General features: G+C 60.9%; 23 protein-coding genes and 3 tRNA genes. 14 read left to right on the plus strand and 12 right to left on the minus strand.

Going from position 1 to position 21,778, the window contains the following annotated elements; translation table 11 throughout:
• Nucleotides 1-15 precede the first annotated feature (15 nt).
• Nucleotides 16-777, minus strand: a complete 762-nt coding sequence (locus tag V7756_RS01780; RefSeq protein WP_335608447.1) for an AraC family transcriptional regulator — start codon at nt 775-777, stop codon at nt 16-18.
• Nucleotides 778-905: 128 nt separating this feature from the next.
• Between V7756_RS01780 and V7756_RS01785 the strand changes: the two genes are divergently transcribed.
• Nucleotides 906-2,417 carry an HDOD domain-containing protein gene (locus V7756_RS01785; RefSeq protein WP_335608448.1) on the plus strand — a complete coding sequence of 504 codons (1,512 nt, stop codon included), beginning with the start codon at nt 906-908 and terminating at the stop codon, nt 2,415-2,417.
• A gap of 22 nt (nt 2,418-2,439) precedes the next feature.
• Here the strand turns inward: V7756_RS01785 and msrA are convergent, their stop codons facing one another.
• Nucleotides 2,440-3,087, minus strand: a complete 648-nt coding sequence (gene msrA, locus V7756_RS01790) for a peptide-methionine (S)-S-oxide reductase MsrA (protein ID WP_335608636.1) — start codon at nt 3,085-3,087, stop codon at nt 2,440-2,442.
• Between the two features lie 93 nt (nt 3,088-3,180).
• Nucleotides 3,181-3,747, minus strand: a complete 567-nt coding sequence (gene nudE, locus V7756_RS01795; RefSeq protein WP_335608449.1) for an ADP compounds hydrolase NudE — start codon at nt 3,745-3,747, stop codon at nt 3,181-3,183.
• An 81-nt stretch (nt 3,748-3,828) separates the two neighbouring features.
• On the opposite strand from nudE, the gene yrfG reads away from it, so the two are divergent.
• Nucleotides 3,829-4,485, plus strand: coding sequence for a GMP/IMP nucleotidase (yrfG, locus tag V7756_RS01800; protein ID WP_442908934.1), 657 nt, complete (start codon nt 3,829-3,831; stop codon nt 4,483-4,485).
• Between the two features lie 306 nt (nt 4,486-4,791).
• Here yrfG and rimK read toward each other — a convergent pair whose 3' ends face one another.
• On the minus strand, nt 4,792-5,697 hold the full coding sequence (rimK, locus tag V7756_RS01805; RefSeq protein WP_335608450.1) for a 30S ribosomal protein S6--L-glutamate ligase: 906 nt from the start codon (nt 5,695-5,697) through the stop codon (nt 4,792-4,794).
• 45 nt (nt 5,698-5,742) lie between these two features.
• Nucleotides 5,743-6,204 carry a retropepsin-like aspartic endopeptidase RimB gene (gene rimB, locus V7756_RS01810; RefSeq protein ID WP_335608451.1) on the minus strand — a complete coding sequence of 154 codons (462 nt, stop codon included), beginning with the start codon at nt 6,202-6,204 and terminating at the stop codon, nt 5,743-5,745.
• Nucleotides 6,205-6,572: 368 nt separating this feature from the next.
• Here rimB and V7756_RS01815 point away from each other — a divergent pair, with 368 nt between their 5' ends.
• The 6 genes from V7756_RS01815 to V7756_RS01840 all read left to right on the plus strand — a co-directional run bounded on the left by V7756_RS01815 (nt 6,573) and on the right by V7756_RS01840 (nt 10,087).
• Nucleotides 6,573-6,980 carry an RNA-binding S4 domain-containing protein gene (locus V7756_RS01815; RefSeq protein WP_335608452.1) on the plus strand — a complete coding sequence of 136 codons (408 nt, stop codon included), beginning with the start codon at nt 6,573-6,575 and terminating at the stop codon, nt 6,978-6,980.
• A gap of 35 nt (nt 6,981-7,015) precedes the next feature.
• Nucleotides 7,016-7,897 carry an Hsp33 family molecular chaperone HslO gene (gene hslO / locus V7756_RS01820; RefSeq protein WP_335608453.1) on the plus strand — a complete coding sequence of 294 codons (882 nt, stop codon included), beginning with the start codon at nt 7,016-7,018 and terminating at the stop codon, nt 7,895-7,897.
• A gap of 173 nt (nt 7,898-8,070) precedes the next feature.
• On the plus strand, nt 8,071-9,618 hold the full coding sequence (locus tag V7756_RS01825) for a phosphoenolpyruvate carboxykinase (protein ID WP_335608454.1): 1,548 nt from the start codon (nt 8,071-8,073) through the stop codon (nt 9,616-9,618).
• 212 nt (nt 9,619-9,830) lie between these two features.
• Nucleotides 9,831-9,906 (plus strand) — tRNA-Asn (locus V7756_RS01830).
• Between the two features lie 13 nt (nt 9,907-9,919).
• Nucleotides 9,920-9,996: transfer RNA gene (locus V7756_RS01835), tRNA-Pro, on the plus strand.
• 15 nt (nt 9,997-10,011) lie between these two features.
• A tRNA-Lys gene (locus V7756_RS01840) sits at nt 10,012-10,087 on the plus strand.
• A 193-nt stretch (nt 10,088-10,280) separates the two neighbouring features.
• Here V7756_RS01840 and V7756_RS01845 read toward each other — a convergent pair.
• Nucleotides 10,281-11,603: an NAD(P)/FAD-dependent oxidoreductase gene (locus V7756_RS01845; protein ID WP_335608455.1), complete on the minus strand. Its 1,323-nt coding sequence runs from the start codon at nt 11,601-11,603 to the stop codon at nt 10,281-10,283.
• A 122-nt stretch (nt 11,604-11,725) separates the two neighbouring features.
• A complete protein-coding gene (locus tag V7756_RS01850) occupies nt 11,726-11,899 on the minus strand; it encodes a DUF3094 family protein (RefSeq protein WP_335608456.1) in 174 nt (57 codons plus the stop codon).
• 188 nt (nt 11,900-12,087) lie between these two features.
• Here V7756_RS01850 and V7756_RS01855 point away from each other — a divergent pair, with 188 nt between their 5' ends.
• Both V7756_RS01855 and V7756_RS01860 read left to right on the plus strand, forming a co-directional pair.
• Entirely contained in the window at nt 12,088-12,774 is a 687-nt protein-coding gene (locus V7756_RS01855; protein ID WP_335608457.1) for an energy-coupling factor ABC transporter permease, read from the plus strand.
• Nucleotides 12,775-12,845: 71 nt separating this feature from the next.
• Entirely contained in the window at nt 12,846-13,061 is a 216-nt protein-coding gene (locus V7756_RS01860; protein WP_335608458.1) for a hypothetical protein, read from the plus strand.
• Nucleotides 13,062-13,119: 58 nt separating this feature from the next.
• Here the strand turns inward: V7756_RS01860 and V7756_RS01865 are convergent, their stop codons facing one another.
• Nucleotides 13,120-13,827: an SIMPL domain-containing protein gene (locus V7756_RS01865; protein WP_335608459.1), complete on the minus strand. Its 708-nt coding sequence runs from the start codon at nt 13,825-13,827 to the stop codon at nt 13,120-13,122.
• Nucleotides 13,828-13,977: 150 nt separating this feature from the next.
• Between V7756_RS01865 and V7756_RS01870 the strand changes: the two genes are divergently transcribed.
• Together V7756_RS01870 and V7756_RS01875 are read left to right on the plus strand one after the other, a co-directional pair.
• Nucleotides 13,978-15,255, plus strand: coding sequence for an ATP-binding protein (locus tag V7756_RS01870; protein WP_442908939.1), 1,278 nt, complete (start codon nt 13,978-13,980; stop codon nt 15,253-15,255).
• A complete protein-coding gene (locus tag V7756_RS01875; protein ID WP_335608461.1) occupies nt 15,245-15,799 on the plus strand; it encodes a response regulator transcription factor in 555 nt (184 codons plus the stop codon). The genes V7756_RS01870 and V7756_RS01875 overlap by 11 nt, the downstream gene beginning before the upstream one ends.
• A gap of 384 nt (nt 15,800-16,183) precedes the next feature.
• Here the strand turns inward: V7756_RS01875 and V7756_RS01880 are convergent, their stop codons facing one another.
• Nucleotides 16,184-17,017, minus strand: coding sequence for a Tim44 domain-containing protein (locus tag V7756_RS01880; RefSeq protein WP_335608462.1), 834 nt, complete (start codon nt 17,015-17,017; stop codon nt 16,184-16,186).
• Between the two features lie 111 nt (nt 17,018-17,128).
• On the opposite strand from V7756_RS01880, the gene V7756_RS01885 reads away from it, so the two are divergent.
• The gene (locus V7756_RS01885) at nt 17,129-18,160 is read left to right on the plus strand and encodes a Leu/Phe/Val dehydrogenase (RefSeq protein WP_335608463.1); all 1,032 of its coding nucleotides are present in this window, start codon (nt 17,129-17,131) and stop codon (nt 18,158-18,160) included.
• Between the two features lie 30 nt (nt 18,161-18,190).
• On the opposite strand, the gene V7756_RS01890 is transcribed toward V7756_RS01885, so the two are convergent.
• The 3 genes from V7756_RS01890 to V7756_RS01900 are packed head-to-tail and all read right to left on the minus strand — an operon-like array spanning nt 18,191 to nt 20,346.
• Entirely contained in the window at nt 18,191-19,009 is an 819-nt protein-coding gene (locus tag V7756_RS01890) for an SDR family oxidoreductase (protein ID WP_335608464.1), read from the minus strand.
• Nucleotides 19,010-19,027: 18 nt separating this feature from the next.
• A complete protein-coding gene (locus tag V7756_RS01895; RefSeq protein WP_335608465.1) occupies nt 19,028-19,492 on the minus strand; it encodes a multidrug transporter in 465 nt (154 codons plus the stop codon).
• A gap of 59 nt (nt 19,493-19,551) precedes the next feature.
• Nucleotides 19,552-20,346, minus strand: coding sequence for a TatD family hydrolase (locus tag V7756_RS01900; RefSeq protein ID WP_335608466.1), 795 nt, complete (start codon nt 20,344-20,346; stop codon nt 19,552-19,554).
• A gap of 246 nt (nt 20,347-20,592) precedes the next feature.
• On the opposite strand from V7756_RS01900, the gene V7756_RS01905 reads away from it, so the two are divergent.
• On the plus strand, nt 20,593-21,765 hold the full coding sequence (locus tag V7756_RS01905) for a zinc-dependent alcohol dehydrogenase (RefSeq protein ID WP_335608467.1): 1,173 nt from the start codon (nt 20,593-20,595) through the stop codon (nt 21,763-21,765).
• Nucleotides 21,766-21,778 lie beyond the last annotated feature (13 nt).

Consider the following 21,778-nt stretch of genomic DNA (forward strand, 5'->3'; position numbering starts at 1 on the left):
CTCGATTATTGTTGCCTAACGCGCGTTGCGGCGTCCTGCCTGATGGCGTGCCCCTTGCGGCGACATCCCCCAGTGCCGTTTGAACGCCTGCGCGAAAGCACTTTGGCTGGCATAACCGCAGCGTTCAGCAATGATTGCCACCGGTTCGTGGCCGCATTCGAGCAACTGGCGCGCGCGCTGCAGCCGGCGTCGGCGGACATATTCCAACGGACTGCATCCCAGCTCCAGCGCAAACCAGTGGCGCAGGCGAGAGGCAGAGCAGTGAGCGATGCACGCCAGATCACCGGCTTCGATGGGATGAGCCAGGTGTAAATCGATGTAGTCATCCAGCGCCGCCAGCGGCAGGCGTCCAGTCAAGGCAGGTTGCTGCAGCAAGCTTGCCAGCAGCAGACTGGCTCCGGCCATGCTCAGTCCCGGTTGCGTCTCCATGAGTCCGGCGAGACTGCGAACCAGGCTGCTTTGTTGCGGGCTGAGGGTACGTAAGGCGGTATGTTCGAGCAGTCGTTGCTGCTGGCTCATGTCGGCAGAAAGGCCTTCAAGCTGCTGCTGCGGGGTGATGTCCAGCACCAGACAGCGACCATTGTCTCTACTGAGAAAGGTATGGTTGTCCCCGGGCGCGATGATGGCAACAGCGGCGCAGTCAACCTGCGCGCCATGGCCGGCGAACTCCAATTCCAGACTGCCATGCAGGCCGAACACCAATTGGCTGTGCTCTGCATGGGCGTGGCTGGCTGCTGCCGTGGGGTAGTAATGTGTGTTTAATTGCAGGTTGGACATGAGAGTATTCTATTAGCCTTGGTGCGGCGAGAGAAGCCGTCGCATCAGCCGTCTTTGCGAGCCTGTGCGCAAGCTAGTCAATACGGTTGATGTTATATTGACACTATCAAGCTGTACGAGAAAACCAGGTGGCACATTTGAACAATAAAACCCACGGCCTCAGGTCCTGGATGGACCAGTTGAACAAAGCCGAACTGTCCGCCATGGCCGTGGTGGTGCACGATTTACTGCGCCTGTCGCAGTCCGCCACCGCCTCGGTCCGGCAATTGGCCGATGTGCTGATGCGTGACGCCTCGCTCACCTCAAAAGTCCTTCGCGTGAGTAACAGCGTCTATTGCAACCCGGGTCGTGAGGTGGTCCGTACCATTTCTCGCGCGGTCGTGGTGGTAGGGTTCGATCAGGTGCGCATGATAGGTCTCTCGGTGAGTCTGCTGGATGGCCTGCTGCGCGACTCTCCCCGTGAACAATTGCAATCCTTGCTGGCACGCTCCTTCCATGGCGCCGTGCAGGCACGCAACCTGGCTCAGCACATCAGCCAGCAGCAGAAAGAAGAAGTTTTTATCGCCACCTTGCTGCTCAATCTGGGCGAACTGGCTTTCTGGAGTCATGGCGGCAAGCAGGCCGAGGAACTGGCCAGCGCGCTGGCCGAGCCTGATGCGGATCGGGAAAAAGTGGTCAAGCGCGTGCTGGGCACCGGTTTTGAGCAGCTCACCATCGGCTTGCTGAAAAGCTGGAACATGGGTGAGATCGGTCAATTGATCCAGGCCAGTCAGAGTCAGCGTGGCCCGGCGGCGCTGGCCGTGGCCCTGGGTTCCGAGCTGGCCGACGCGGTGGCCTCGCACGGTTGGACCAGTGCGCAGGTGCAGGAGCTGATCGCGCCGGTAGCCGGTCTGATCGGCGTCGAGCCCGAGCAGGCCTGGCAGCAGCTGGTGGCCAGTGGTGATGAAGCCGTGCGAGTCGCCGGCACCTGTGCCAATAGCGACCTCAAGGCCTGGATCCCGCGCACCGACGACCTGCCACTGGATCTCTCTGCGCTATTACAGGCCGATCACAGCACGCCACCTGCGCCGTCGGCCACAACGCTGCTCAGCGAGCCAGCGGAGCCCTTGTTGCAACCGGATCTGGAGCTGCTCAAGTTGTCTTTGCAGAATCTCAGACTGATGGCGCGCACGGCGGTGGACGTCGAGTCGGCCTTGTCTACGGTAATGCAGGCGGTGCATCGCGGTGCCGGTTTCGAACGGGTGATGCTGGCCGTGCTGGCCGAACGGCAGACTCGTTTCAAGGCGCGCAAGGTCGCCGGCAAGGGGAGTCAGCAATGGTTGGAGAATTTCAATCTGACCAATCTGGATGCTTCGCCGCAGCTGTTCTCGCATGCCTTGCAGCAACGCGAGATGCTCTATTTTGGTCCACAGAGCAAGGAGCGCCTTGGATCTCTGATGACCGAGCCGTTGCTTGAGCTCATAGGTTCCGGACCTTGCGTGGTGGCACCGGTGTGGGCGGGCACACGCCAGGTGGGGGTGCTTTACGCCGATATGCGCCTGTCCGGTCGCGAGCCTGCCGAGTTGCAGTTATCCGCCTTTGGCAAGGCGGCGGAGCTGGCGGGGCTGGCGTTGCAGCGCCTCAGTCAGGCGCGCAACTGAAGGCCAGCACGTGCTTGCGCGATCAGTTCGGCAGGCAGACGCCGGTGCCTCCCAGGCCGCAGTAGCCACCCGGATTCTTGTCCAGGTACTGCTGGTGGTAAGCCTCGGCGTAATAAAAGGTCGGCGCTTCGAGTATCTCGGTGGTGATGCTGCCTTTGCCAGCGTCTTCCAGGGCGCTGGCAAAGTTGATCTTGCTGGCCTCCGCCTTGGCGCGCTGCGCCATGTTGCTGACATAGATGCCAGAGCGGTATTGCGTGCCGCTGTCGTTGCCCTGGCGCATGCCCTGAGTCGGGTCGTGCGACTCCCAGAATACTTTCAGCAGTTGCTCCAGGCTTACCTGCTCTGGATCAAATACCACCAGTACTACCTCATTGTGACCGGTGCGCCCCGAGCAGACTTCCTCGTAGGTGGGGTTGGGCGTGATGCCGCCAATGTAGCCGACCGCCGTGGTGTAGACACCGGGCACCTGCCAGAAGCGGCGCTCCGCGCCCCAGAAACAGCCCATGCCCACGATCAATTGCTGCATGCCGTCCGGGAAAGGTGGCTGTATCGGCGTGTTCAGCACCGTGTGGGTGCTGCTGGTCGGAATCGGCTGCGCGCGCCCCGGCAAGGCTTCCTCGGCGGTCGGCATGCGCAATTTGTATTCGGGTGTGCGTTGCATGAACATCAGCGGCTCCCATTACGGATCAAGAAGGGCAGAACGTATCTGCCGATATGGGTATTCGACTACGCGGCAGGCCGGTTGTTACAGTACGCGCGCTGCTCAGCGGCTCAGCTCGCCACGCTGCTCCAGCAGGTCGCGCACCAGATACAGCGCCGCCAGGGCGCGACCTTCGGTAAAGTTCTCACGCTGGGTCAGCTCGCTCAGTTGATACAAATCGATGCTGTCGACGCGAATCGGCTCGGGCTCATCGCCGGGCAGACGTTTCTCGTACAGACCGCGCGCGAGCACCACGCTGATTTCCTGGCTCATGTAACCCGGCGAGAGCGACAGCTTGGTCAGCAATTCCAGTTGCTCGGCGCCAAAACCGGCCTCTTCCATCAACTCGCGGTTGGCTGCCTCCAGCACGTCTTCGCCCGGCTCCACCAGGCCCTTGGGCAGTGACAACTGGTAGCTGTCCATGCCGCCGCAATACTCTTCGATCAACACGGCTGTGCGGGCGTCCTGCATCGCCACTACCATGACGGCGCCGTAGCCCTGGCCCTTGTTGACTAGCCGCTCGTAGGTGCGCTCGACGCCATTGCTGAAGCGCAGCTGGACCTGCTCGACGGTAAACAGTCGGCTCTTGGCAACAATGCGAGCTTCGAGAGTTTCTGGCTTTTGCGGCATGCGGACTCCGTGGTGGTGGGGCGGGTGCTTGGGTATCATAGCCGCACATCAAGCCCAAGCCCAACTGCCGGTTGACTGGATATGCTGAATTGGAACGAGATTGATGCCGTACTGCTGGATATGGACGGTACCCTGCTGGATCTGCACTTTGATAACCACTTCTGGCTGGAGCACATGCCCGCCTGTTATGCCCGCCATCATGGCCAGTCGCTGGCGTGGGCCAAGGCCGAAGTCTACCCGATGATGCGTGAAATCCAGGGGCAGCTCGACTGGTATTGCCTGGATTACTGGACCCGCGAGCTGGGCCTGCCGATCATCGAGCTCAAACGAGAGATAGCCCATCTGATCAGCCTGCGCCCCGGCGCGGAGGCCTTTCTGCAGGCGCTGCAGCGCAGCGGCAAACAGGTGGTGCTGATAACTAATGCGCATCGCGATTCGCTGTCACTGAAAATGGAACGCATTGAACTGCGTACCTATTTCCAGCGCCTGATCAGCTCGCATGACTACGGCTATCCCAAGGAAACCCGGAGTTTCTGGCAGGCGTTGCAAGCGGATCTGCCCTTCGACCCCGAACGTGCGCTCTTTATCGACGACAGCCTTAGCGTTTTGCGGGCCGCAAAGGACTACGGCATAGGCCACCTGCTTGCCGTGCGCGAACCTGACAGCCGCGGCACCGCCCGCGATACCGAAGAGTTCGACGCAGTAGAAGACTACGCGGCCTTGCTTGCCGGCCTTTAGGCCTGGGAAGCAGCTTCAAGCTTCAAGCGGCAAGCGGCAAGCGGCAAGCGGCAAGCTACAAGCGAATAGGTGTGGGTGGTTGGTTTTTTGTGTGAGTGCAGTGCTGAAGGCTTGAAGCTGGAAGCTTGACGCCGATCGTGTGGGTAGCGGTTTAAAACGCTAGGTCCTGAGTTCGCAGGTGAAACCAGCCGCTCGCGCGGACCGCTTTTAACTTCCAGCTTCAAGCCTCCAGCTTCAAGCCACTGCCAGCCACCCAAACCAGCAGCCCACGCAGTACCTGCTTGCCGCTTGCGGCTGGGGACCGGCTTAGCCGGTCCCTTTGGTGCTGGTCTTGTTGGGGCGCCAGTTCTTTTCGATGTGCTGTATGATCAGGCCGGCGACGTCCTTGCCGGTCGTGGACTCGATGCCTTCCAGGCCGGGGGAGGAGTTGACCTCCATTACCACCGGGCCGTGGTTGGAGCGCAGGATGTCGACACCGGCCACGTTCAGGCCCATGACCTTGGCGGCTCGCACGGCGGTCATGCGTTCTTCCGGGGTGATCTTGATCAGGCTGGCGCTGCCGCCGCGGTGCAGGTTGGAGCGGAATTCGCCGGGCTTGGCCTGGCGCTTCATGGCGGCAATCACCTTGTCGCCTACTACCAGGCAGCGAATGTCGGCGCCGCCGGCTTCCTTGATATATTCCTGCACCATGATGTTGGCCTTGAGGCCCATGAAGGCTTCGAGTACCGATTCGGCGGCCTTCTCGGTTTCGCACATGACCACGCCGATACCCTGGGTGCCTTCCAGCAGCTTGATCACCAGGGGCGCGCCGCCCACCATGTTGATCAGGTCGGGGATGTCATCCGGCGAATGGGCAAAGCCGGTGACCGGCAGGCCCACGCCCTTGCGCGCCAGCAGCTGCAGGGAGCGTAGCTTGTCGCGCGAGCGACTGATGGCGACCGACTCGTTCAGCGGATACACGCCCATCATCTCGAACTGGCGCAGCACGGCCGAGCCGTAGAAGGTAATGGAGGCACCGATGCGGGGAATGATCGCATCGAAGCCCTCCAGCTCCTGGCCCTTGTAATGAATAGATGGCTTGTGACTGGCGATGTTCATATACGCACGCAGGGTGTCGATCACCCGTATTTCATGGCCACGCTCGGTCGCTGCCTGAACCAGCCGGCGGGTCGAGTACAGATTGGCGTTGCGTGACAGAACCGCGATTTTCATGGTGTTTCCTTTAACGCTTTGGTGCGGTGTTGGGGGGCCTGGGAATCAGGCAAATTCTTGGGTTTGTGGCTTTTCCTGCACGAAACGTAACCCGGGATTGATGACCAGATTGCCATCGAGCATGGCGGTGCAGCCCATCAGCATGCGGTAGCGCATGGACTTGCGGCAGGTGAGGGTGAATTCAACCAGCCAGCAGCGGTCTCCGAGCACCATGGGGGTGCGTATGGTGTGGCGTTCCTGCAAATGTCCGTTGGAGCTTTTCACCCGTTTGACCTCAACCAGGTGCGCCTCGCATTGCCGCGTGCGCTGTTTGCTGCGACTACCAATATGAGCATCAAAACGCACCCAGGTTTCACCGTCGCGTTCAAAGGTTTCGATATTGCTGGCGTGCAGGGAGGAGGTCTTGGCGCCACTGTCGATTTTGGCCAGTATCTGGTCGACGCCCAGAGCCGGCAAACCGACCCACTCGCGCAGGCCGATCACGGTCAAATGGTCAAAGGTTTTCATGGTTGTTTCTCCAGACCGCAGGGTCTGTTGCCGTTTCATCGCGAGCCGCGTTGCTGATTGAAAACTGGCCAGGCAAGGCGTGAGGCGTAGGTAATGGCGTTCCCTCGCCAAGTATCACAACGACGCATGGCCAATTTTCAAGCGCAACCCGTAGGGCCGGTGCCGATTTTTGTGCGGCGCTGCGTTACGCGTCATTCATTTGGAATAACCAAACTACATTCCTCGCGCCTTGCTCCGCGCAAAAACTGGCGCCGGCGCGGTCGTGATGAAACGGCAACAGACCCTCCGCCAATTGCGCGCATCATGCGTTAACGCACGGGTTTCGACAAGCCTGTTAAACTGCAGGCCGAAAGGGGAGTACAGACCTTATGCAGCAAGATGGCAAGTTGCGGCTGGATAAATGGCTCTGGGCCGCACGATTCTTCAAGACGCGCTCGCTGGCCAAGGCCGCCATCGAGGGTGGCAAGGTGCAGTGCCAGGGCGAACGGTGCAAGCCCAGCAAGGAAATTCGTGTGGGCGATCAGCTGCAGATACGTCAGGGCTTCGATGTGCGCGATGTAGCGGTTCTGGTATTGAGCGAGCAGCGCCGCGGCGCGGCCGAGGCGCAGGCCTTGTATGCCGAAACGGCAGAGAGTCTCAGCCGCCGCGAGGCTGCCGCAGCGCAGCGCAAGGCTCTGGGCGCGAGCGGTCTGATCAGTGAACACCGACCCACCAAGAAACAGCGACGCCAGATCCACCGCTTCCGCGATGAACGTAATGCACCTGGCGACGACTGATTGGTTATAATTCCGCCTTTTGCGAGGAATCCAGCATGGCGTCGCAGGACATTACCCAACGTTTTCTGTTCGAGAACGCCGACGTAAGGGGCGAAATGGTCTCCGCAGACCAGAGCTACCGCGAGATTCTGGCCAAACATCCCTACCCGGAGCCGGTCAAGGCGCTGCTGGGCGAGATGCTGGCGGCGGCCATATTGTTGTCCACCACCATCAAGTTTGACGGTCTGCTGATTCTGCAGGCCAAGTCCGAAGGCCCGCTGTCCACGCTGATGGTCGAGTGTTCCAGTGATCAGGCGGTACGGGGCATCGCCCGCTACGCCGAAGACCTGCAGGGCAGCGGCCTGGACGAGCTGATGCCCGAGGGCGTGCTCGCCATCACCATTGATCCTGACAACGGTCAGCGCTATCAGGGCATAGTCTCGTTGGCTGGCGGCTCGCTGGCGGCTGCACTGGATGGCTACTTTGCCAACTCCGAGCAGTTGCCCACGCGTTTCCGCCTGCAGGCCGATGGCCGCATGGCGCGCGGCTTTCTGCTGCAGGCGTTGCCCGCCGACCGCCAGACCGATCCGGAGGAGCGCGCGGCCACCTGGCAACACCTCAATGTGCTGGCCGATACTCTGAGTGCCGAAGAGCTCATTGGCCTGGATAATGAAACTCTGCTGCATCGCCTGTTTCACCAGGATCCGCTGCGGCTCTTTGACGCACGCCCGGTGCGCTTTGAATGCAGTTGCTCAGCTGAGCGTTCAGGCAACGCGCTGGTCAGCCTGGGCAAGGCCGATGTGCTGGCATTGCTGCAGGAACAGGGCGGTGAGATAGAGGTTGATTGTCAGTTCTGCAATGCCCGTTATCGTTTCGACGAACCGGCGGTCGAGGCGCTGTTTTCTGCGGCCGACGAGCACGCGCGGCAGTTGCACTGACCGCTGGGCGAGGAGTTTTCGCGCAGGCTGTTTTTTTTTGGCATAATGGCGCGCCTGCGCGCTGAGCCAGTGCAGTATCAATGGATGATAAATAAACCTTACACCCCCACGTGCTGAGGCCGATTGTCGGTCTTTCTGGAATATTCGGTCTAAGTCGAAGAGGACTATGTTTGATGACGCAAGCTACCAATACTGTGTACACCGATCTGAGCATTGCTCAGCTGATTGAGCTGGCTATTCAGCGCAAGGAAGGCCAGCTGGCTGATAACGGCGCACTGGTAGTCAAGACTGGCGAACGTACCGGTCGCTCTCCGATGGATCGTTTCATCGTTGAAGAGCCTTCCACTCAGGACGCCGTTGCCTGGGGGCCGATCAACCGCAAGTTCCCGGCCGACAAGTTCGATGCCCTGTGGGATCGGGTGGCAGCCTACCTTGGCGCCAGTGAAAGTTTTGTGTCTCACGTACACGTGGGCGCCGATCCCGAGCATTACCTGCCGGTGGTGATGGAAACCGAAACCGCCTGGCACAACGTGTTCGGCCGAACGCTGTTCATCAATCCGCAGCAGTACAACCCGTCCGAGAAGGCCAATTGGCAGATTCTCAACGCACCGTATTTTACCTGCGAACCCGAGCGTGACGGCACCAACAGCGATGGTTGCGTGATTCTCAACTTTGCCCAGCGCAAGGTCCTGATCGCCGGCATGCAGTACGCCGGTGAAATGAAGAAAGCCATGTTCTCGGTGCAGAACTTCCTGCTGCCGGCCAAGGACGTGCTGCCGATGCATTGCGCCGCCAACGTGGGTGACGATGGCGACACCACCCTGTTCTTCGGCTTGTCCGGCACCGGCAAGACCACCCTGTCTGCCGACGAGTCGCGCAACCTGATTGGCGACGACGAGCACGGCTGGGCCGAAGGCAGCGTGTTCAATATCGAAGGTGGCTGCTACGCCAAGTGCATCGATCTGTCGCAGAAGAACGAGCCGGTGATCTGGAATGCCATCAAGTTTGGCTCCATCGTCGAGAACGTGGTGATCGATCCGGTCAGCCGCGTTGCCGACTACGCCGATGTCAGCCTGACCCAGAACACCCGTGCGGCCTACCCGCTCGAGCACGTCGAGAAGCGCGTTGAAGCCAACCGTGCCGGTGAGCCGAACGCCATCATCTTCTTGACCTGCGATCTGACCGGCGTATTACCGCCGGTGTCGATTCTCAACAACGAGCAGGCTGCCTATCACTTCCTGTCCGGTTACACCGCGCTGGTGGGTTCGACCGAAATGGGTTCTGGTGGCGGCATCAAGTCGACCTTCTCTACCTGCTTCGGCGCGCCTTTCTTCCCGCGTCCGGCTGGCGAATACGCCGAACTGCTGATCAAGCGCATCAACGCCTTCGGCAGCAAGGTCTATCTGGTCAACACCGGCTGGACTGGCGGCTCCTACGGCCAAGGCACTCGCTTCAGCATTCCGACTACCCGCGGCATCATTTCCGCGATTCAGTCCGGTGCGCTGATCGGTACCGAGACCGAGCACCTGCCCGGCATCAACCTGGACGTGCCCAAGGCCGTACCCGGCGTTGAAACCAAGCTGCTCAACCCACGCAATACCTGGGCCGATCCGGCTGCCTACGACAAGGCCGCGGCCGATCTGGCCAAGCTGTTTGTCGAGAACTTCAAGAAGTTCGACGTGGCCGACAGCATTGTGGCGGCGGGTCCTCAGCTCGGCTGAAGTCCACTCTGCAAGGCTTGACAAAACCCGCCATATGGCGGGTTTTGTGTTTCTGGCGTACCGCCCGGCGGCTGGCTGGGGTTTGGTATAGAACCTTGAAATAAAAGGCTTAAAAAAGGTTGACAGCTTTGCGCTGGTCGGTAAAATGGCGCGCCTCAGCAGGGGTTATGTGTCACCAACCACCGCCCAGGTTGAGATGTTTTGAAGGTAATTCCGCGATAGCTCAGTTGGTAGAGCAAATGACTGTTAATCATTGGGTCCCAGGTTCGAGTCCTGGTCGCGGAGCCACTTCAAGCAGGATCGGGGTATAGCGCAGCCTGGTAGCGCGCCTGCTTTGGGAGCAGGATGTCGAGAGTTCGAATCCCTCTACCCCGACCATTTTTTTTGAGCATTGGGTCGTTAGCTCAGTTGGTAGAGCAGTTGGCTTTTAACCAATTGGTCGTAGGTTCGAATCCTACACGACCCACCACTCAAACCTTTCTGTTGTACTCTTGCACGGCCTCCTCGTGGTACTCACCCCCATTTGAATGTCAGCCGGTTCAGCTTCTTTGCTGCGCTTTGTCGTGCGCGTGTCCCGGTTTCTTGCCTGCCGGCTGCGCGTAGCGCGCACGGGGAAGGTGTAGAAGAGAGAAGAGGCGCGCGGTCGCGCGCCCCGGCGAGCCTCAGTGCAGTTTCAGGCGAGGTTCGGTAGAACGGCCGAACTGATCGCTCAGCATCAGCATCAGGGTACGCGGCAAGCCGTACAGCGCCATCTGGTGCAGGCGATACAGTGATACGTAGAACATCCTAGCCAGACGCCCCTCCAGCATCACATTGCCGGTCAGGTTGCCCATCAGGTTACCCACGGCGCTGAAGCTCGACAGTGAGATCAGCGAGCCGTAGTCGCGGTAGCTGTATTCTTCCTGCGGCTTGCCTTCAAGTATCTTGCGCAGGTTCTTGGCCAGCAGGCTGGCCTGCTGGTGAGCTGCCTGCGCGCGCGGTGGGACGAAGCGGCCTTCGTCACCCATCGGGCAGGCAGCGCAGTCACCGAAGGCGAAGATACGATCCTCACCTTTCACCAGTAGTGTACGTTCCACTTCCAGCTGATTGATGCGGTTGGTAGGCAGCCCCAGGCTGGTGAGAAAGACCGGAGCGCGAATGCCGGCGGCCCAGACCTTGAGGGTGGCGGGCACTTCTTCGCCATTGGCCAGCACCAGCCGGTCGGCCAACACTTCCTTCACTGCCGAGCCGGTGTGCAGCTTGACGCCCAGATCCTTGAGAACCTGGGTTACCGGCCCACTGATGCGCTCGGGCAGGGCCGGCAGCACCCGCTCGCTGGCCTCGATGATATTGATATTCAGATCTTCCGGCTCGATCCGGTCAAAGCCGTAGGCCTGCAGCATCTGCGCGGCGTGATGCAGTTCGGCCGAGAGTTCCACGCCCGTCGCACCGGCGCCGATGATGGCCACGTTGATCTGTTGGCCGGGCGACCGGCGGTCGGTTGCCTGGGTCTTCATGTACTGATTGAGCAGGGCCCGGTGAAAGCGCTCGGCCTGGGCGCGGGTATCCAGAAACAGACAATGTTCGGCGGCACCGGGTGTATTGAAATCATTGGTGGTGCTGCCCACCGCAATGACCAGGTAGTCGTAATCCAGGGTGCGACTGGCGACCAGCTCGGTTCCCTGCTCATCCAGCAGCGGCGCCAGGGTGATGGTGCGGTTGTCGCGGTCCAGCCCGGTCATGGCGCCTAGCTGGAAGTTGAAATGGTTCCACTTGGCCTGGGCGACGTAGTTGAGCTCATCGTCGGTGGAGTTCAGGGAGCCGGCCGCGACTTCATGCAGCAGTGGCTTCCAGATATGGGTCATGTTGGTGTCTACCAGGGTGACTCTGGCCTTGCGCTTCTTGCCCAGTTTGCGGCCCAGACTGGTGGCCAGCTCAAGGCCGCCGGCGCCGCCGCCGACAATCAGGATGCGGGGAGATTGATTCAGGGTTTCTGCGTCTGACATGCGTGGTTACTCACGGAAGTGTAGGAAGCCGGGTGTCAGTCGTGCTCTGGATGGCGCTTTATCGCTGGCGCGCGCCGGCAGGATGGTGCGGCGAGATCGCAGGGCCAATGGGGCTCTGCGGGTTACACCACCAGTTGTCCGAGCAAGCGCGAGAGCAGGCCCAGGCCGACCACCACCGCTATCACCAGTGCAAACAGCAGCCACACCTTGAAGGGGCGGCGCGGCACCTGGTGGATCGGCGATTCGAGATACTTGGCGACCCTTTCCTGATCCTGCTGATTCAGGCGACTTGGCATGGTGCGACCTTTTGTAGGCGACGCAGTACATTGCTGCGCGGAGGCTTGACTGACTTTGCGGTCATTCTAGTACGGCCCCGGATATATTGCATCAGCACGCGGTGTCCGTATTGCGCAGCGCTTGCCAAGGGCTGAGAATCCGTTGCTCGACTGCTATCATGCTGTGCCCTGATCCAGGAGGTTGCTCCATGCTCTCTGCCACCTTGTTGACGTCCAGCCAGTTGCTGATCTGCGGGGTAATCTATGCGCTGGTACTGCTTTATGCGCTGACCAGAGTGCGCTGGGTCGAGTTGATTGCCGACAGCCGGCGGCATCATCTGTTCTTTGGTAGCGTGTTTGCGCTTTTTGCCCTGTGGTTGGTGCGCCGCGAATTCGATAACGGCCTGACGGTGCATTTTATCGGCGTCACAGCGGTGATGCTGTTGCTCGACTGGCCGCTGGCGATAGTCGCGGGCAGCCTGGCTCAGCTGGGATTGTGCCTTTTGGGTCTGGATGATAGCGCCGCTCTGGGTGCCAATGGATTGTTGCGCATTCTGGTGCCGGTGGCGATTACGCTGGTGCTGAGCCGGGCGCTGGAGTCTTTCCAGCCGCGTAACCTGTTTCTATATATCTTTATCAGTGGCTTTTTTGCTGCCGGGCTGGCTGCCGCGAGCACGGTGCTGGTTGGCATGGGCTTGCTGCAGTGGTCTGGCAGTTTGCTGGCGCCGGACAGTCTGCTTGAGTTGCTGGGTTACCTGTTGCTGGTGATGTTCCCGGAGGGCTTTATCAATGGCACTGCGGTGGCGGCGCTGATTGTATTCTGTCCCGACTGGGTCGATACCTTCAACACCGATCGTTATCTGCAGGAGCCCTATGATTCCAACGACAAACGCTGAGCCAGATCAAAATCAGCCAGGCGCTGGCGTGATGCAATATGGCTTGGTGATATTCACGAAGGAGCAAGAACATGTCGGTTTACAAGTTGGCCAAAGCCGTAATGGCGCAGGGGATCGAGCAGGCGGCAGGCGAGGGCTACGATGAGCAGGCCTTTGCTCGTGCAATGATGACCGAGGTGATTGCGGTTTACCGGCGCGCGCGCAGCATGGACGACATTGCCAGCGAGCTGAAATTTCAGGCCGATAACCTGGATGAGGACCAAGAGTACGCGTTCATGCGCCCCTGACCCCGGCACCGGGTAGGGCAATGCCGAGCTGCGTTGCTACACGCAGCTCGGCGCGCGATTACAGTCCCTGGACCTCGATGGTGCCGTCGGCGCTGACAGTCACGTCCGACTGTCCGCCTTCTACCGATGGGCTGCTCATTTCCATGTCGGCAGCCAGGGCCATCTTCTGTTGCCCGCGATACTGCATCGGCTGCATGAACTGGGTATTCAGATTCAGGTTGACGATCTTGTAGCCGGCGCCGCCCAGGCTGCGAGTAACAATGTTGGCGCGCGCCTTGAAGGCTTCGATGGCCTTGGCCATCAGCTCGTCTTCGGTGTCGCTGCGGCTGCCGGCGGACAGACTGAACTGCATGTCAGCCAGACTCAGATCACCCAGCAGTTCGCCGGTCAGCGCGGAAATGGCTGCAAAGTCGCTGCCTTCAATGATGATTTCGCCACGCTCGCGCCAGCCGATGATGTTCTCGTGCTTTTCATCGTACACCGGCTGACTGCTGCGACTGCCGCTGCTGACCTCAACCTTGTCCTGGCGGCGGGCGGTAGTCAAAGCGTCGTTCAGTGTGCGGGTAATCTGCTCGGCCAGTTTGGCCGGGTCCTTGTTCTGGGCTTCGCTGAACAGGATCACGCGCATGGTGTCATGATTGACCGACTGCTCTGCCTGCGCGTGCAGCGACACCTGATTGTAGCGCAGTGGTTCTGCCTGGGCAGTGGCAGCCAACAGACTCATGCTCAGAAACAGGCCGGTTAGCGGGAGGGGAAGTGAACGCATGGTAGGTCTCCTTGATAATGCACACTCAGACTCAATGCCTGCTTACTGGTTCCATACTCCCCTGAATCGCCGCTTTATGCGACCCTGTGTCGCGCCGGGCAATAGCCTGGCGAGCCTATACTGGAGTCCGGCATGTCCACGCGATCACTCATGAGCCCCAATACCCTAGCTTTGTCGCCCTCCCGTCAGAACCTCTGGCGTCTTGTTCTCATTCGCCTGCTGGTGTTGCTGGCGCAGAGTGTATCGGTCATGGCCGCCTACCTCAGCGGCTGGCTACCGCTGCCCTGGGCTCCGCTGCTAGTGGCCTTGGGTGGCTCGGCGCTGGTCAGCATTCTGACCTTGCTGCGGCTGCGCCGCGACTGGCCGGTGACCAGTCTGGAATACGCCCTGCAGTTGCTGTTCGACATGTTCATTCACAGCGTGCTGCTGTATTACTCCGGCGGCCCGACCAACCCCTTTGTGTCCTACTATCTGGTGCCGCTGACCATCGCGGCTGCGACGCTGCCCTGGTTCTTCACCGCCGTCCTGGCGGTGGTGGCCGTTACGTCCTACAGCGCGCTGCTGGTGTGGTACGTTCCGCTGACCGCTTTTGACGTACCGCTGGGCGGCGGGCTGGTGAGCCTGCATGTGATTGGCATGTGGTTGAACTTTGCCATGAGCGCCGGTTTGATCAGCCTCTTTGTGGTACGCATGGCGGATGCCCTGCGTCAGCATTCCGAGCGTCTGGCCGAGCGCCGCGAGCAGAGCATCCGGGATGCCCAGCTGCTGGGTATTGCCAGCGTGGCGGCCGGCGCAGCGCATGAGCTGTCTACACCACTGTCGACCATGAGTGTGCTGCTCAAGGACATCCGCAAGGATTATCCCGAGCCCGAGTTGCAAGAAGATCTGGCCGTACTGCAGGAGCAGGTCAGGCTATGCAAGGAGAGTCTGCAGCACATGGTGCGTAGCGCCGAAGACAACCGCCGCCAGCCCGAGCGCGTGGAGCCGGCAGATGATTGGCTGCGTGCGCTGCTCGCACGCTGGCAACTGATGCGCCCGGAAGTATCCTGGCAATGGGAGGCGCTGCCCGATGGCCCGGTGCCCTACCTGCGCGCCAGCCCGGAACTGGGACAGGCCATGCTGAATCTGCTGAACAACGCCGCTGACGCCTGCCCCGAGCAGATTCGCGTAAGCCTTGCCTGGGATCAGCGCTGCGTCACGCTGTGTATCCATGACCGCGGCCCAGGTGTGCCGCTGCATATCGCCGAGCAACTGGGTACCGCCTTTCTTACCACCAAGGGCAAGAAGGGCTTTGGCCTGGGTCTGTTCCTCAGCCAGGCTGCAGTAGAGCGCATTGGCGGCACCGTAAGGCTGTTCAATCAGGAAGGTGGTGGTACCTTGACCGAAGTGAAATTGCCGATTGCACAGGAGATCAGGCATGAGCGATGAACTGAACCCGGAAGAGCAGCCGCTGCTGCTGCTGGTGGACGACGACCCGACCTTTACTCGGGTCCTGGCCAGGGCGTTAAGCCGTCGCGGCCTGCGCGTGGACACCGCCGGTGGAGCGGAGGAGGCGATGCAGATAGCGCGCGAGCGTCAGCCGGACTTTGCCGTGCTCGACCTGAAGATGGAAGGCGACTCGGGTCTGGTACTGATGCCGCGCCTGCTGGAGTTGTACCCGGAGCTCAAGATCGTCATTCTGACCGGCTATTCCAGCATCGCCACAGCGGTGGAAGCCATCAAGCGTGGCGCCTGCAACTACCTGTGCAAACCGGCCGATGCCGATGACGTGCTCACCGCGTTGCTCTCTGATCAGGCCGACCCGGACACCCTGGTGCCCGAGCATCCGATGTCGGTCGACCGCCTGCAATGGGAGCACATCCAGCGCGTGCTGGCCGAGCACGACGGCAACATCTCCGCTACCGCCAGAGCGCTTGGCATGCACCGCCGCACCCTGCAACGCAAATTGCAGAAAAGGCCGGTGCGGCGCTGAGCGCGCCAGCCGCAAGCTTCAAGCTTCAAGCCAAAAGCTGCAGCTCGCTTCCTAACCCGTCATTCCCGCGCAGGCGGAAATCCAGCGATCAGGGGTACTAACCGGGCACATGGATTTCCGCCGGCGCGGAAATGGCGGTGCGTAGTAACGGGAGATAACGGTGGACGTGCCTCGGGGAAATGACATGGTTCGAGAAATGGCCCTGTGGCAGGAAAGGACCAGGTGGAGCTGTGGTCTTGACTCCGATTCCACAGGCGCCATCCTGATATAGCTTCCAGCTTCCAGCTTAAGAAAAAAGCCCGAACCGATAACCGGAACGGGCTTCTCATCGCTTGCAGCTTGCAGCTTGCAGCTTGCAGCTTGCCGCTGGCGCGCAGCGCGCGCCTAGCCGTTCTGCCGAATGCCCGTGATGATCCAGGGCTGGTTGTCGCCGTCGGCGCGTTCCAGTGCCCAGCTCTCATCGAACCAATTGCCCTCATCTTCCGGGAAGTCCCGATCCAGGCCGCTGAAACTCACGGTGGCCAGGGTGCTGCCGTTGCGCTGGCTGACGCCGTCCAGACGTACCTGCAGTTGCTCGACGAAGCCGTTGGCAGCCGGTGGTTCTTCGGCGCGCGCCTGAATCAGCACTTGCAGCAGCGAGGGGTCGAGGTACTCGGCCATGGCGCTGGTGTCGCCGTCACGCCAGTGGCGTTGCAGCGTATAGAAGTGTTCTTCGGCCGCGCGCAGGAAGGCCTCGGGGTCGAACCAGGCGGGGGCATCCATCGCCGCACTGCTGCTGGCGGACGCGGTTGGGGTTGGCTGACGGCCGAAAATCGGTGCCTGCGTTTCCCGCATGGCCGGTCCGCCTGCGGGTTGCGGGCTCGCCTGCGGGCGGCGGGCGAACAACTTGAACAGCACAAAGGCGATCAGCCCAAGTAGCAGGATGTCGAATAGCTGAATACCCTCGAAGCCATCGCCAAAGAGCATGGCCGCGAGCAGGCCACCGGCAGCGATGCCGGCCAGCGGGCCGAGCCAGCGGCTGGCCCCGGACGTAGCGGCGGCGCCTGGCTGCTGCCGGGGTGCGGCCTGATCACGCGGCGCCTGGCGCTGGGCCGGCGCGCTCTGGTGGGCAGGGGTACTGCCAAAGCTCTTGCCACCGCCCATACGACGGGCTTCGGCATCAGGAACGCTGACTACAACCATCAGCATCACAGCAAAAAAAGGCAGCATCCAACGCATCTTTGAATCTCCGGTTTTAGAAGAAGGCAAGTTTGCCAAAGCGTCACGGGTAATGAATAGAATTAGTGTGTATGGTTATTTCAGACACCGGAAAAAAGCAGGAGTGCGTACATGTTTGCAGCCATGCGGTCGGAGAAAGTTGAATCCTTGCATCTGTTCAGCGATCAGCAAACCGGGCTGGAAGCCATTGTTGCCATTCACAACACCCGTCTCGGCCCGGCGTTGGGTGGTTGTCGCTATCTGGCCTACAACAGTTTCAATGATGCCGTGGACGACGCCATGCGTCTGGCCCGCGGCATGAGCTACAAGGCAGCGCTGGCGGGCCTGGAGCAGGGCGGTGGCAAGGCGGTGATAGTGCGTCAGCCGCATGTGGCCAATCGCGCCGCGCTGTTCGAAGCCTTTGGTCGCTGTATCGAATCCTTGCGCGGTAGTTACATCACAGCCATGGACAGCGGCACCAGCAGCGCAGACATGGACTGTATAGCCCAGCAGACTGGCCACGTGACCAGCACCAGCGAAGCGGGGGATCCCTCGCCCCATACCGCACTTGGCGTGCTCGCCGGCGTCCGCGCTGCGGTGCGCACTCGTCTGGGGCAGGACAGCCTGTCGGGCGTGCGCATTACCGTGCAGGGACTGGGGAATGTTGGCTATGCCCTGGCGCAGTTGCTGCACGCGGAAGGCGCCGAGCTGATGGTCAGCGATCTGGATCATGGCAAGGTGCGTCTGGCGGAAGAGGAGTTGGGCGCGCAGCCGCTGGCGCTGGAAGCGGTCTACGAAGCGCCTTGTGACATCTTTTCACCCTGCGGGCTGGGTGGCGCGATCAATCAACGCAGCATCGGCCAGTTGCGCTGCGCCGCCGTGGCGGGCGCCGCCAACAATCAGCTGGCCGAGCCGGATATGGCCGGCCAGCTGGACGCACGCGGCATTCTCTATACCCCAGATTACGTGATCAATGCCGGCGGCCTGCTGCATGTGGCGCTGACGCACCGCGGCGTGGCTCACGGCGATATAGCTGCGCGCGTCAAGCAGATCGGTGAGCGCCTGGACAGCATCTTTGCTCAAAGCAGAGCCGAGGGGCGCTCGCCGGCCGAAGTAGCGGACCGCCAGGCGGAGCGCATTCTCTATCCGGACACGGGTTTCTAGCGCGTCCAGTAACTGCTGGCAGTAGCCTGCCTACTCGAGCTTGAAGCGCTTGCGCATGCGCTTGTCGAGTATCGACAGCGGCAGCCAGCGCTTGAGCCGAACCATGCTGCGAGCGCTGTGGCCGATCAGGGCCTGCTCCGGTCGAACCGGATTCTTCACATAGGCCAACAGCTCCCTGGCAAAATCGGCGCTGCTGGTCGACTTGCTGTTCTGCGAGGCCTTGGCCCTGGCCTGTACCGCTTTCTCCCAAGGTTTGAACCAGGAGGTCTCGGCCATGGTAATGGCGGCGCTGGCGTTGTTGCCAAAATCCGAGGCAATGGCGCCCGGCAGCACCGTGAGTACCTGTATGCCGAAGGGATGCAGCTCCATACGCAGGGCGTCGGAAATGGCGTGCAACGCCGCCTTGGAGGCACAGTAAACGCCGGAAAATGGCGTGGTAGTCACGCCGGATACGCTGCCGATATTGACGATCAGACCCTTGCTTTCACGCAGCAGATCAGCGGTATCGCGCACCAGTTGCAAGGGCGCGAATACATTGGTATCGAATTGCTTGAGCAGGGTCTCGCGGTCAGCGTCCATGATAGGGCCCATGGCGCCGTAACCGGCATTGTTGATCAGCAGATCCAGGCGTCCGGCTTCGCTGCGCAGCCGCTCGGCACAGGACTGGCGCTGTTCGGCATTGTTGACGTCCAGGGTGACGGCGATGGCGCCGCGTGCCACCAATGGTGCCAGGGTGTCGGGATTGCGGGCGGTAGCCCATACCTGATAGCCGGCATCCAGACAGCAGTGGGCCAGAGCCTGACCAATGCCGGTGGAGCAGCCTGTTATCAACGCGACTTCTTGGGTCATCTTTGTTGTCCTTGTTGATTATCGGATGAATTCTGCGTTGACCGCTTCGACGCGGTATTCCAGCTCTGCTTCGCGATAGCCGCGGCGCAGACGCGGCACGCTGTAGCACAGCAGACGTTGTTCTCCCGGCTGCAAACGGGCGGCGCTGCTGAACTCCTGGGCCACCCCCGCATCCAGCAGGTTGGTATTGTAGCCGGGTTGGTTGGCTATCAGCTGCCAACGGATGTGCTGCACGGGATACTCACTCTGGTTGCGGATACGCACAGTCAGAGGTTTGCCGAACTCGCATTGCTGTGGTTGGTAGGCCAGAGCGAACTCCAGCTGGTCCAGGCGCTGCGCCTGCTGCCATTGCATGAAACCGACGCCCAGACCCAGCAGCAGGCCGATCGCGGCCAGTACGCCACTCACGGGCAGCATGGTCCGCGGAAAGCGCAGCAGCAATATCAACCAGACCAGAAAAATGGCAGCGCCCAGGAATGGCATGGGTCGGTCTCCTCGGTTGCTCTATGGCACAGGCTTGCGACTGTAGCAGACCGCCCGCCTCAAGGCATCGGCGTCTCGGCCCAGTCGAATAATTCACAGCTGTTATGCCAGCACTGCTCGGCAAAGCGTTCGACTGGCTCATTGCGCAGCTCGGCCAGGCAGCGGGCAATCTGCGGGATGTTCTGCGGGCTGTTGCGCTCGCCCCTGGCAAAGCTGGGTTGCATGTCGGGCGAGTCGGTCTCCAGCACCATGCTGTTGGCCGGCAGGTCGGCCACGGTGCGATGCAGGCGTTTGGCCTGTGGCCAAGTGGCGGCGCCGCCAAAGCCCAGACGAAACCCCAGCCTGATGTACTCCTCGGCTTCTTCGCGGCTGCCGGTAAAGGCGTGGATTACGCCGCCGCGCTTGAGCTTGAAGCGCTTGAGGGTGGCGATGCACTGGGCGTGCGCGCGACGTACATGCAACAGCGGCGGCAGCGCAAAATCGGCGGCGAGCGCCAGTTGTTGCTCAAACAACGCTTGCTGGGCCTCGCGGTCGGCGCCTTCGATATAAAAGTCCAGGCCAAACTCGCCCACTGCGCAAAGCTTCTCGCTGCCCTGGCAGTCCTGCAGTCGCTGACGCAACTGCTGCAGATGCTCTGTTCGGTGCTGCTCACCGAACATCGGATGCAAGCCAAAGGCCGCGTACAGCGCCGGCTGCTGCTGACTTAGCTGCCACGCCTTGGTCCAGTTGTCGGCGGTCACGCCCAGCACCACCAGGCGCTCCACGCCCAGATGGGCGCAGTCCTGCAGGACGGCCTCGCGGTCGTGGTCGAAGGCTGCAAAGTCGAGATGAGTATGAGTGTCTATGTAGCGCATGGCTTAACGCTACGACGGCCGGCCATGCGCTGCAAGCCCTGACGGTCCAGTGTGTACAAACTGCTTGAGCCAGCTTGCGCTGAGACCCGCAAGCAAGCAGAAAAATATAACCGCAACTTTTCGTCAGGCCCTGGCTACTAAAACTGTAGCACCCGGTCACGGCCTGTCCTCAGCCTGTTCAGGCTGCCTCCGCTATAACACGCAGGAATTCATCCGGGGATCTACGCTACCGAACAGGAGACTTTCATGAGAGCACTACGCTGGCATGGCAAGAACGATATCCGCTGCGATGATCATGTTCCGGACCCGAAGATAGAAGACCCGCGCGATGCCATTGTCCAGGTATCTGCCTGCGCCATTTGCGGCTCCGATCTGCACCTGCACGATGGTTTCATGCCCGGGATGAAGGAGGGCGACATTGTCGGTCACGAGTTCATGGGCGAGGTGGTGGAACTGGGATCTGCCAAGCACAAGCTGAAGGTCGGTGATCGTGTGGTGGTGCCCTTTACCATCGTCTGCGGTGATTGTGACCAATGCCGACGCGGCAACTTTTCGGTATGCGAGCGCAGCAACCGCAACAAGCCGCTTGCCGACAAGATATTCGGTCATACCACCGCCGGACTTTACGGCTACAGCCACCTCACTGGTGGTTACGCCGGCGGCCAGGCGGAGTATGTGCGTGTGCCCTACGCCGACGTGGGCCCGGTGGTAATACCGGACGGTCTGACCGACGAGCAGGTACTGTTTCTTGGCGATATCTTTCCCACTGGCTGGCAGGCAGCTGCCCAATGCGACATCGAGCCGACCGACACTGTGGCGATCTGGGGCGCAGGACCGGTGGCTCAGTTCGCTATTCGCAGCGCCATCATGCTCGGCGCCGAGCAGGTCATCTGCATCGATAATGTGCCCGAACGTCTGTCCATGGCACGCGCCGGCGGAGCCATCACCATCAATTTTGATGAAGAAAGCGTGCTCGAGCGCTTGCAGCAGCTGACCCTGGGCAAGGGACCGGAGAAGTGCATTGATGCCGTCGGCATGGAGGCACACGCCGCGCGCTCCATCGATTCCATGTATGACTGGGTGAAGCAGGCGGTGAAGCTGGAAAGCGATCGCCCCCATGTACTGCGCGAAATGATCTATGTCTGCCGGCCCGCCGGCATTCTCTCTATTCCCGGGGTGTACGGCGGTCTGATCGACAAGATCCCTTTTGGTGCGGCGATGAACAAGGGCCTGACTTTCCGCATGGGCCAGACGCACGTCAATCGTTGGACCGATGACCTGCTGCGGCGCATTCAGGAAGGTCAGATCGATCCCTCCTTCGTGATTACCCACAGCGTTGGGCTGGAGCAGGGCCCGGAGATGTACAAGACCTTTCGGGACAAGCAGGACGGCTGCGTGAAAGTGGTACTCAAGCCTTGAGTCACGCTGGCTG

The sequence above is a fragment of the Halopseudomonas sp. genome (assembly GCF_036961105.1).
GTDB lineage: Bacteria > Pseudomonadota > Gammaproteobacteria > Pseudomonadales > Pseudomonadaceae > Halopseudomonas.

Coding starts and splice junctions, on each gene's coding strand:
- V7756_RS01780 (WP_335608447.1), bottom strand. CDS start 777: ATGTCCAACCTGCAATTAAACACACATTACTACCCCACGGCAGCAGCC.
- nudE (WP_335608449.1), bottom strand. CDS start 3,747: ATGCCGCAAAAGCCAGAAACTCTCGAAGCTCGCATTGTTGCCAAGAGC.
- yrfG (WP_442908934.1), top strand. CDS start 3,829: ATGCTGAATTGGAACGAGATTGATGCCGTACTGCTGGATATGGACGGT.
- rimK (WP_335608450.1), bottom strand. CDS start 5,697: ATGAAAATCGCGGTTCTGTCACGCAACGCCAATCTGTACTCGACCCGC.
- rimB (WP_335608451.1), bottom strand. CDS start 6,204: ATGAAAACCTTTGACCATTTGACCGTGATCGGCCTGCGCGAGTGGGTC.
- V7756_RS01815 (WP_335608452.1), top strand. CDS start 6,573: ATGCAGCAAGATGGCAAGTTGCGGCTGGATAAATGGCTCTGGGCCGCA.
- hslO (WP_335608453.1), top strand. CDS start 7,016: ATGGCGTCGCAGGACATTACCCAACGTTTTCTGTTCGAGAACGCCGAC.
- V7756_RS01825 (WP_335608454.1), top strand. CDS start 8,071: ATGACGCAAGCTACCAATACTGTGTACACCGATCTGAGCATTGCTCAG.
- V7756_RS01845 (WP_335608455.1), bottom strand. CDS start 11,603: ATGTCAGACGCAGAAACCCTGAATCAATCTCCCCGCATCCTGATTGTC.
- V7756_RS01850 (WP_335608456.1), bottom strand. CDS start 11,899: ATGCCAAGTCGCCTGAATCAGCAGGATCAGGAAAGGGTCGCCAAGTAT.
- V7756_RS01855 (WP_335608457.1), top strand. CDS start 12,088: ATGCTCTCTGCCACCTTGTTGACGTCCAGCCAGTTGCTGATCTGCGGG.
- V7756_RS01860 (WP_335608458.1), top strand. CDS start 12,846: ATGTCGGTTTACAAGTTGGCCAAAGCCGTAATGGCGCAGGGGATCGAG.
- V7756_RS01865 (WP_335608459.1), bottom strand. CDS start 13,827: ATGCGTTCACTTCCCCTCCCGCTAACCGGCCTGTTTCTGAGCATGAGT.
- V7756_RS01870 (WP_442908939.1), top strand. CDS start 13,978: ATGAGCCCCAATACCCTAGCTTTGTCGCCCTCCCGTCAGAACCTCTGG.
- V7756_RS01875 (WP_335608461.1), top strand. CDS start 15,245: ATGAGCGATGAACTGAACCCGGAAGAGCAGCCGCTGCTGCTGCTGGTG.
- V7756_RS01880 (WP_335608462.1), bottom strand. CDS start 17,017: ATGCGTTGGATGCTGCCTTTTTTTGCTGTGATGCTGATGGTTGTAGTC.
- V7756_RS01885 (WP_335608463.1), top strand. CDS start 17,129: ATGTTTGCAGCCATGCGGTCGGAGAAAGTTGAATCCTTGCATCTGTTC.
- V7756_RS01890 (WP_335608464.1), bottom strand. CDS start 19,009: ATGACCCAAGAAGTCGCGTTGATAACAGGCTGCTCCACCGGCATTGGT.
- V7756_RS01895 (WP_335608465.1), bottom strand. CDS start 19,492: ATGCCATTCCTGGGCGCTGCCATTTTTCTGGTCTGGTTGATATTGCTG.
- V7756_RS01900 (WP_335608466.1), bottom strand. CDS start 20,346: ATGCGCTACATAGACACTCATACTCATCTCGACTTTGCAGCCTTCGAC.
- V7756_RS01905 (WP_335608467.1), top strand. CDS start 20,593: ATGAGAGCACTACGCTGGCATGGCAAGAACGATATCCGCTGCGATGAT.